This window comes from Microbacterium sp. (assembly GCF_039812165.1).
In the GTDB taxonomy this organism is placed as follows: Bacteria; Actinomycetota; Actinomycetes; order Actinomycetales; family Microbacteriaceae; genus Microbacterium.
The window spans coordinates 1-10,544 of sequence record NZ_JBDIAB010000099.1 but is presented as its reverse complement, the minus strand read 5'-3'; the positions used below and the strand labels follow the sequence as shown (position 1 = coordinate 10,544).

Here is a 10,544-nt window from a genome sequence, read left to right as displayed (position 1 = left end):
ACTCCCGCGACCGGGGTCGTCGTCGACCCACGCGTCGTCGCCGGCGTGCCGAGTCGAGCCTCGCGGCGAGAGCAGCAGGATGCCCGCGCCGACGGCGACCTCGAGCGCGACCGCGACCGCGAACGGCACGACGTCGGGTCCCACGGACTGCAGGCGCCCCGGTCCGATCGCACCCGACGCGGCCCAGCCGAGCACTGCGGCGCCGAGCCCGGAGAGCAGCGCGATCGCGATCGTCGTCACCGCGCGGGGACCGGCCGGCTCCGACCCGTTCGGGCTCCGCAGCATGCGGGCCCGCGCGGCCCAGCCCGCGGCGACGCCGGCGCCCACCACGAGCAGCGCGAGGAGCAGGAGCCACGGCGAGCCCGACTCGGGCACGATCCCGAGGATCGGCACGCCCGGGACCACGCCCAGCTGCGTGGCGGCGGGCGACACGCTCGTGCCGGCGCCGATGACGAACCCGGGACCGGCGACGAACGACGCGGCCCACACCACGAGGGTCGGCAGGTAGGCGAGCTGGCCGAGCGTGAGCATCGATGCGCCGAGCACGTCGACGTGCGCGGCCTCGAACAGCGCGATCACCTCTCCCCCGCGCACCACGAGGCCGACCACGACCAGGAGCGCGCCCAGCCCGACGAGCCCGGCGAGCGCCACGCCCGTGCCGCGCGCGACGGCGGCCGGCACGTCGCACCAGCGCGGATCGGCCCCCCAGCGCGCACGCAGACGATCGATCGGGCCGTCGTCGCCGTCGCGCCAGGCCGTGACGGCCGCGCCGCCCAGGGCGGCGAGGCCGAACACCGCGGCCGGCAGCAGGATCGCCTGCCACGCGGCGACGCCTGCGACGGCATTGCGCGACGTCGCCGTCATCGCCGCGGCGAGCAGCGCGAAGGTCGCGGTGCCCGCGAGGACGCCCGTCGGCCAGGCGCCCGACCGTGCGGCTCGGGCGCCGGAGCGGGCGGCGAACACGGCCGTGAACGCGGCGAACGCCAGCGGGGCGAGCGAGAAGGCGAAGGATACCGCGTCTTCGACGATGCCGGTCGCGGCGACGTACTCGGGCGGCAGCGTCAGCTGCATCGGCACGAGGTGGCCGGTCTGCCACACCCGCACGGCGGTCGGCCACAGCCCGCTCCACCGCGCGGTGCCCTCGAAGCCGAACGCCCACAGGACGGTGAGCGGGGCGAGCACGGCGGCAACGCCGATGGCGGCCGCGACGACGGCGTCGAAGGCGGCGAGCAGGGCGACGAGGAGGCGATTCATGCGGTCTCGACCCTACCCGCGCGCGACGTGCCGCTCGCGCCGGGAGCACGCGTGCCGCCGCCCTCGCAGCGCTCCTTCAGGCGCCGGGCGTCGCGGCATCCCATTCGTCGGCCGGTCACCCGCACCGCGGGCGGCGGGACGACGCGGCGCGGCCGAGGCTCCAGACCGGCGCGGCGAACGGATGTCCGGGTCAGAGGCGGCGGCGGCGCAGCACCAGCAGCACGAGGCCGAGGAGGAGCAGGCCGAGCCCGGCGAGCGCGGCGCCCAGCGCCACGGGGAACCCGGTGCCGCCGGTCGCGGCCAGCGCGCCCGAGCCGGCGCAGTCCACGGTGCAGCCGCCGGGGCCGTCCGGGGGTCCGGGAGGGCCGGGAGGGCCGGGGGGCTCGTGCGCGGCGAGCAGGTTGATGTACACGTTCTGGACCGTCGCGTTCTCGTAGCGCGGATCGGCGCTCGTCACCTGGTGCATGAGCGTCTGGACCACGACGCCCGGACCCTGCAGCGGCGAGTCGGCCGCGGCGAACAGCATGACCGGCGCGTGCGGCCCGGCACCGGCGATCAGCCGCAGCAGCACGGTCTTGGGGCCGGTCTCGCCCGCCTCGAAGACGAGCACGACGTTCGTCGCCCACGTGAGGCCGCCGTCGATCGAGATCTCCGCGAACGGGCTGCCGCCGCCGTACGCCGACGAGATCGTGATGTACACGCGCTCGGTCGGCGGCTCGCCGAGGGCGATCGTGTACGAGTCGGTCTCCTGCACGCCGGTGATGAGACGCGTGCTGCCGTCGGTCTCGACGACGATCACGGTGCCGGTGCCGGGCTCGCGCGGCGTCGGCGGGATCACGATGGGCGCCAGCGGCGGCAGCGCGTCGCCGGGCAGCACGACCGGCACGGGCGCCACGAACGGTGCGCTCACCGGCACGGGCTTGGGCAGGTGGAACACGTCGACGTGGAAGCCGGCGCCCCCGATGAGCCACATCTCGGTGTCGGTGGTGCCCTCGGTCACCAGGACGTCGGATGCCGGTCCCGTGGTCTGCACGGTGATGGTCGAGGCGTCCGCCCCGCCGTCGAGCGAGAGGTGGCCGTTCTGCCGGTATCCGCCCGCCGTCAGCGGCACCGCCAGGAGCGTGAAGGCGTCGTTGCCGGTGGCGGCCTCGACCCGCAGCTCGCCGCGGTTGCCGTTGATCGTGAAGCGGTCGTCGCCGGCACCGCCGTAGAGCACCGTCGGGGCGCTGACCCCGGGCGTCGCGTAGCCGAACGGCGTCTGGACCGTCTCGAACGCGTCGCCCGGCTGCACGTCGGGCTCGATGCGCGGGGTCGGGTAGAACTGTCCGACGACGAACGTGTCCGCCCCTTCGTCGCCGTACACGGAGGTGCTGACGCTCACGTCGTCGAAGACGAACGTGTCGTCGCCGCCGAGGCCGTTGACCCGCAGCCCGCCGTTGAGGCCGGCGTCGTAGGTGATGCGCTCGACCGTTCCCGCCGTGGTGTTGATCTGCGCCACGAAGCCGGGGCGCACGGCATCCGGCTGCTCGGGGATGGCGGCCACCGCGCGGAAGAGGAACAGCTCGGCCTCGTCGGTGCCGTCGACGGTGAGGAGGTTCATGCCCTCGGCGGCTCCCCCGCCGCGCACCACGATGCGGTAGTCGTGGCCGACCGGGTCGTCGCCGCCCCACGTCTGCACGTAGAACGTGTTGTCGCCGCCCTGGCCGTAGAGGACGAGCGCGTCGGGCACCTCGGTGCCGGCGAACGGGTCGCCCGGCGCGGCGAGGTGGGTGCCGGTCATCGACTGCAGCCACCAGACGCCGAAGAAGTCGTCGCCGTCGACGGCGCCCGGCACACTGTCGGGGCTGCCGTAGACGAGGGTGTGGCCGCCGAGGAGCGTCCGGTCGAACAGGAACACGTCGTCGCCGTGGCTGCCGTAGATCTCCGTGGAGTGGCCGGTGACCTCGCCGCCGAAGTAGAGGATCGCCCCGACCGGTGCCACCGTCCCCTGTCCGAAGCCGGCGCGGATCGTGACGACGTCCGCCGCGATGATCGTGTTCGCGGGCGCCCACACGTCCTGGCCGACGAGGAGGGTCACCGACGGCCCGCCGACGATGCGGCCCTCCGTCACGGTGACCAGGCCGTCGATCGTGGTGCCGCTGGTGAGCACGTACAGGCTCTCCGGCTCGCCGCCGGCGACGTACGGCAGGGCGAGCCGCACGGGCCCTTCGGATGCCTCGGCGCGCAGCACCTGCAGACCGCCGGTCGCCTCGGTGATCCAGATCCCGGTCGCGGCGCCCACGATGCCGCCGGCCTCGCTCGTGGCGTACAGGCGCCCGCCCGTGGCGGTGTCGATCACGAGGTCGGCGGAGCGGTCGCCGCTGTCGGAGCCGATCGTGCCGCCCACCGCGATGAGGTCGACGTCGGTGCCGCGCACGCGCACGGTGCCGCTCGGGGCGTCGGCCAGGATGGAGCCCGCGCGCGTGCGGAGCGAGACGACGTCGCCGCCCGAGTACGCCTCGGCGACGTAGAGGGTGCCCCCGACCTGGTCGAGGAGGATCGACCCGGGTGCGAGCGCCGAGACGCGACCGCGGGCCGAGTACGACGAGTGGATCTCGAGGAAGTCGGGCGCAGCTCCCGTGCCGCCGATGCGGCCGGTCGCGGTGCCGGCGCGGAGGGTCAGCGTGTTGCCGACGACGCGGGCGGTGCCGTCGTCGATCGTGCCCGCGTCGAGGATCGAGCCGTCCACGTCGTCGGCGACGAGCGTGACGTCGGATGCCGTCGAGGTGATGGTGCCGACGCGCAGGTCGCCCACCAGCTCGTGGTCGAGGATCCAGCCGTTGGTGAACAGCGTGATCTCACCGTTGTCACTCCGGACCGAGTACTGCTCGTCGGGGAACTCGCGGCTGTACAGCTCGGCGCCCACGTCGGTGGTGACGTCGAGGGTGATCGTCGTGTCGGTCTCGGTGTGCAGCACCGTGATGTCGTTGCCGGCCTTCAGATCCGGGAACGTGTAGGCGCTGTCGGCCTTCGTGTCGACCGAGCCCCACGCGATCACGACCGGGTCGGTGTAGACGAACGGCGCTCCCGAGTCGGGGTGGAAATAGGTGTGGTAGGCCCCGGTCGGGTACGGCGGGTTCGGCAGCACCGTGGTGAGGTCCGGCGGGTCGTAGACGTTCACCTGGATGAGGTACGAGCTCCACACCGGGGTGTCGGATCCGCGGATGCTGTCGTGCACGACGAGGTCGACGTCGCGACCGGCGTGGATCGGGCCGAGCACGGGCGCCATGGCCGGGAACGGCGAGTCCAGCGGCGCGCGGAGGCTGTAGGTGATGTCGAGCACGACGTCGCGGAGGGCGTCGGCGATGAGCGACACGTAGCGGGCCGGGTCGACGTCGCCGATCATGTAGTCGCTCTGCACGAGGATCACGTTGATCGGCGAGCGCGTGCCGCTGGCGGCGACGGTGCGGCCGATCGTGCCCTCGTTCGCCATGATCGTCAGGACGTTCGTGCGGATCGTGCTCCCCGACGGGCCCGCGAGGATGTCGCCGTGCTGGTTGACGATCCAGGTCTCGCCGATCGGGTTGTCGATCCTGCCGTCGAGGGTCAGCGTGGCCGTGGCGCCTCCTGCGACCCGGAAGTTCTCGATGTCGACGAGCGTGGGCAGGAACAGCGGCGGACGGATGCTGAAGCGGAAAGCGCTGGAGTCGTCGACCTGCAGGCGGACGGTGGCTCCCGGCCCGGTGAGGTTCGCGACCGAGATGCCGTGCACGGTCATGCTGCGGCTGGAGTAGTTGTGCAGGATCACGTAGTCGAACGTGTTCTGCACGCGGAAGCTGCCGCGCGTGCCGGTGAGCGTCGAGTTCGGCGGACCGGACGACTGCCGGGGCTGGTTCTGCGGCACGTTGGCGTAGAAGGTGGCGCTGCCGCCGCCGGTGTTGGCGATGTCCTGCACGTGGATGACGCGGCCGACGGGGATGACGTCGCCGAGCCCGTACGTGACGCCGTTCTCGTCCTTGACGGTGACGTTGTAGAGCTTCACGATGCGGCCCGTGTCGTCGACGACGAGGTGCGGGTTCGCCGCGTGCAGGATGACGTCGGCCTCCCACAGGATGCTGCGGACCGGGCGGTAGCTCGTCGAGCCGTTCGCGCTGCCGATGTCGATGAACCCGCCGCTGCGGCTCGGGTTGTTGGTCCAGCGCGGCAGGTCCTGCAGGGCGCTGACGGTGAGCGTCGCGGTGCGGATGGTCACGCCCGGCTGCGCCGTGACCGACGACGTGGCGTTGTAGACGATGTTCGAGTCGGAGTCGGAGTCGCCCCCGAAGCAGCCGCACGTGGCGCGCGCGTCGGAGATGAGCATGAACGCCTGGTGGGATGCCACGATGTCGACCGTCTGGTAGCCGACGATCTTCGCCCCGGTGAGGAGCTCGACGGCGACGGTGGAGCTCACCGTGATGCGGGAGTCGGCGTCGGAGTCCTCGAACCCGCCGTCGGCGTGCGCGCGCGTGTACTCGCGCAGCTGCGAGTCGCGGAGGTACGCGCCGAGGCGCACGTTGTCGGCCTGCAGGTAGGCGGAGCCGCCCACGACGAGCTTCGTGGTGTCGTTCAGGGTGACGTGGCAGTTGCCGCAGTCGTTCGCCGAGGAGCTGCCCGCGAACGAGGCGCCGGAGGCGCGCGCCTCGCTGTTGGCGTGCGCACGGCTCGTCGAGGTCGCGGTGAGGTCGTCGGTGGCGATGACGGTGCCGAGGAGGCTCGTGGTGGCCGTCGTGGTGAGCGACACCTGCGTCTCGGAGCCGACGCCGTGCCCGAGGCCGCCGGCGCTCGACTGCGCGTACGCCTCGCCCTGCGCGTGGTTGACGGGGGCGATCGTGACGCTGCCGCCCGTCGTGAGCGTGCTGCCGAGGCCCAGCGTGACGGTCGTGGTCGCGGTGACGTTCGCGACGGCCCGGGCCGAGCCGACGCTGACGAAGCCGAGGCCGCGGGTCGTGGCATCCGCGACGCCGCCGGCGTTGGAGAGGGTGGTGAGGACGAAGTCGTCGCCGGCGGTGACGGTGCTGTTCGCGCCGACGGTGACCGTGACGGTCGGGCTGACGGTGACCGTAGGGCGCGAGTTCGACGACGAGACGAAGCCACCGCCCGAGCCCGAGACGACCGCCTCGCTCATGGTGCCACCGCCCTCGGTGGAGCCCGTGGTGCCGATCGCCCCGAGCGCCTGGGTGCCGCTGCCGACCGAGGTGAGGTCGAGGATCAGCTGCTGTCCGTCGGCGCCGCCCGTGCCGAGGTCGGCGACGGCGGGCTCGAAGCGGCCGACGCCGGTGATGCCCGCGCCGCTGCCGAGCGAGATGGGCGCGCCGCCGGGCGTCAGCGCCAGCTGGAAGCTCGTGGCCGTGCGCCCGACGATGTAGTAGCGCTGACCGTTCACGAGGCCGAGGAGCGGCTGCTGGCCCGGGGCGAACAGCTGGTGCAGCACGGCCTGGCCCGCGGACGACTTGTCGGGCGAGAGGGGCAGCGGCTGCTGCGGGATGCTGTTGTCGACGTCCTCGTCGGGATCCGTGTCGGGGCATCCGGTCGCGTGGCACAGGGAGTCGGCGAGGCGGATGCGGTTGCCGTCGAGGACGATCACCCAGTACTCGGCGCCGCTGACGAGGCCGCCGAGGGCGCCGCCGGTCGGCCGGTAGATGACGCGCTGGCCGGTCGTGAGGCCGTGGTTCGCGAGGTAGATCGCGTTGTTGTCCTGCGGCTCGAACCCGTCGCCGGCGCCGTTCGGGACCGGCTTGCCGTCGGGGCCGACCTCGATGTCGACGGCGCCGCTGCGGAAGTCGCCGACGCTGTCGGGGGCGATGTAGACGACTCCCTGGCCGTCGGTGTACGAGTTGCCCGCGTTGATGACGGTGTCGTCGTCGCCGTCGACGTTTCCGCCGCTCACCGGCACCGGGCCGGTCGGGGTGGTCGCGTCGACGAGCTGGATGCGGAAGTCGTCGAGCACGCGCACGCGGTAGCGCCCGCCCGAGACGAGCCCGGGAACGCCGCCGCCGCTCGGGGCGACGTAGACGACGATCTCGCCGTCGTGGAGGTTGTGGTACAGCGGCGTGTAGACCCCGGCGACGGTGCGGCCGAACGAGATGACGTCGCTGCCGGCATCCACGAACGCCGCGTCGAAGACCGTGCCCAGCTGCACCTGCGTCGGCGAGACGACGATCACGTTGTAGGCGTTGCCGGGGGTGATGCCGCCGACCGGCGTGTTGCCGTTGCTGACGTAGGTGATCGTCGAGCCGGTCGTGAGGTCGTGCGCCGCGGTGAGCGTGATCGTGTTGGAGGTGATGTTCACCCCGGTGCCGGCGTCGAACAGGTCGCCCGTGTCGACCGTGGGCGCCTGCGTGTTCTGGTCCGCGGTGAGCGTGATCGTGCCGCCCGCGGTGACGACCGCGCCGTCGCCGATCGTGAGACCGACCGTCGGGGTGTTCGTGACGCGCGCGTTGTTCGTGGCGATGCTGAGGACGCCGGCCGAGAAGTTCTCGGCCGCCGACCTGCCCCACGGCTGCGACGAGACGATCAGGTCGATGTCGCCCACCACGATGATCGGTGCGCCGGAGCGGCCGACCGTGGTCGACACCGACGGCGTGAGGGTCGCCGCGGCGGTCGCGCTGCCGATGGCGACCGCGCCGCCGCTGCCGCTCTTGATGGTGGCGACGGCCTTGTCGACGCCGGTGGCCTGCACGCTCAACGAGGCGGCCCCGGCTCCGCCCGCGGCGGAGGCGATGCGGCCCTCGACGACGGCGGCGGTGACGGCGGCGACCGTCGCGGTCGGGTTCGCCGACGACACCGCGGCCAGTCCGCCGTTGACCGAGCCGCCGGCGGCGGTCGCGGCGTTGCGGGCGAGCGCCTCGACGGCGACCGCGGCGCTCGCGGCGTCGACGGTGGCGCCGGAGAGGATGCGGGCCTGGGTGACGGCGTCGGACGAGACGATCGCGGCGGCCGACGAGCTCGTCACCCCGATGCCCGCGTAGGCGCGGGCGCCCGAGGTGGCGGTGACGGTGTTGTCGGCGGTCGCGCGGACGCCGAGGCCTGTGCCGCCGGTGAGGCGGCCGCCGAAGTCGGCGGTCGTGGAGGCGTCGATGCGGGCCGTCGGCACCGAGACGCCGACGACGACCACGCCCCCGCCGACCATGTCGGTGGTCGCGGTGACGTCGTTGTCGACGACGGCCGCGATCGTGACGGTGCCGGAGGTGAGGACCAGGACGCCGGTGCCGTAGCGGGCGGTGACGTCGGCGGTGGTCTGCACCTCGGCGTCGACGGCGCCGCCGGCGATCGAGCCGAGCGCGATCGAGGTGGCCGAGACGGATGCCGTGACGTCGGCGCGCCCGTTCGCGGTGACCGCGACGCCGCGGGCGGCGGTGACGTCGCCGTCGTAGGTCGCGGTGACCGGCGCCTGCACGAGCGCCTGCGCGTAGAAGCCGCCGATGTCGACGCCGCCGCCGGAGCCGGAGCCGAGCGTGGCGTGCGCCCCGGAGCCCTCGCGCGTCGTGGCGCTGACGGTCAGGACGCCGGTGGCGGCGAGGCTCGTGCCGGCGGCGACCGCGGCGCGCACCTCGGCGGCCGTGCCGACGATGGCCTTGGCGGCGCTGCCGGCGTCGGTGAGACCCGGCACGCCCGAGATGCCGATGACCGCGATGCCGAAGATGTCGGTCGTGGCGTCGACGCTGTTGCCGGCGGAGGCGGCGACGGTGGCGGCGCCGCTCGTGACCGGCCCGGCGGCGACGAGCGCCCGAGTGGCGGCGTCGACCCGGGCCGACGACACGAGTCCCTGCACGCCCACGAGGGCGCCGCTCGTGCCCTTCGCCGAGGCGGTCGCCGTGTTGGTGGACGTCGCGCGCACGACGAGCGCGCCGGTGCCGGCGAGCACGGACGCGGTGCCCGCGGCGACCTCGGCGATGACGGTCGCGGTGTCGCGCACCTCGGCGACGGCGCCCGCGCCCGACCCGCTGACGACCCCGACGCTGACGAGCGCGACGGTCGTGGTGGCGGTGTTCGTGCCGGTGGCGACGACCGACAGGCCCTGCGCGTCGAGCCCTGCCCGGAGCTCGGCGCGGGTCGCGGCGGCGATCGCGGCGGTGGGGATCGACACCCCGACGCTGACGAGGCCGATGCTCGCGGCATCCGTCGTCGCCGTCGCGGCGTTGGCGGCGGCCGCGGTCACCGACACCGCCCCGGACGACCGCACCGACGAGAGGATCGACGCGCGCGTGGCGGCGGCGGCGCGGACCTCGGCGTCGACGACCGAGACCCCGACGGCGAGGAGCCCGAGTCCGAACGACTTGGTGGCGGCGGACGCCGCGGCTCGGGAGTCGGCGGCGACGGCGACCGATCCGGAGGCCAGCACGGGGCTCGCGAGCTCGGCGGTCGTGGCGCCGTCGAGGAGCGCGACGGCGGAGTAGGCGCCGGCGTTGACGAGGCCGCCGGCCCCGGCGGTGACGCTCGCGCGGGCGACGTTGCCCGCGCCGCCGCCGTCGGGCGTGATGGTCGCGGCGACCCGGACCAGGCCGCTGGAGGTGATCGTGCCCGAGTCGACGAGCGCGGTGACCGAGGCCGTGTCGGTGACGGTCGCGGTGGCGAACACGCCCTGCCCGCCGCCGAGGAGCGAGAGGTTCACGACGATCGCCTCGGCGACGGCCTGGTTCTGGCCGGCGGCGGCGACCTCGACGGAGCCGGCGGCGGCGATCGTGCCGCGGAGGCGCGCCTGCGTCTGGCCGCTGACGGTGGCCTCGGGGTTCTGCACGACGAGCGAGATGGCGCCGAGGCTGCCGCCCGGCGTGAACGACGACGCGTGGTTCGCGGAGGTGGTCGAGACGGTGACCGCTCCCCCGGCGGAGATCCACGACCCGAGCGCGGCGAGGGCCGTGGTGGCGCGGCTGATCGTGGCGCGCGCGATGTTGGCGCCGAGGGCGAACGCCCCGGTCTGCACGCCGAGGGTGCGGGTCTCGACGGTGTGCGTGCCGCCGGCGGTGACGGATGCCGCGCCGCTCACGGTCGCGCGACCGGCGAACTCGGCGGCGGTGCGACCCGAGATCGTGCCGGTGGCGCCGACGCCGGTGATGCCCGCGGCGACGCCGCCGGAGACGCCGTACGCGGTGACCGGGGCAGCGATCGTGGACTGTGCGGAGACGGCGAGGCCGCCGGCCGCGGACTCGGCGCCGATCGTGACGACGCCGACGTGGGCGAGGGTGTCGCCGGTGACGTCGGCGACGGCCACCGAGGCGCCGGCGGCGAGACCGCCGAGCTGCACGCCGAGGGCGAGCGGTGCGACCCGGCGA

The 10,544-nt window shown here is 74.1% G+C and carries 2 protein-coding genes; both read right to left on the bottom strand.

The window, feature by feature from the left end:
• The coding region (locus WML84_RS09120) for a DUF6350 family protein (protein ID WP_347345831.1) at positions 1-1,254 on the bottom strand (1,254 nt) is incomplete at its 3' end.
• 190 nt (positions 1,255-1,444) lie between these two features.
• A complete protein-coding gene (locus tag WML84_RS09115) occupies positions 1,445-10,516 on the bottom strand; it encodes a hypothetical protein (RefSeq protein ID WP_347345830.1) in 9,072 nt (3,023 codons plus the stop codon).
• Between the last annotated feature and the right edge of the window lie 28 nt (positions 10,517-10,544).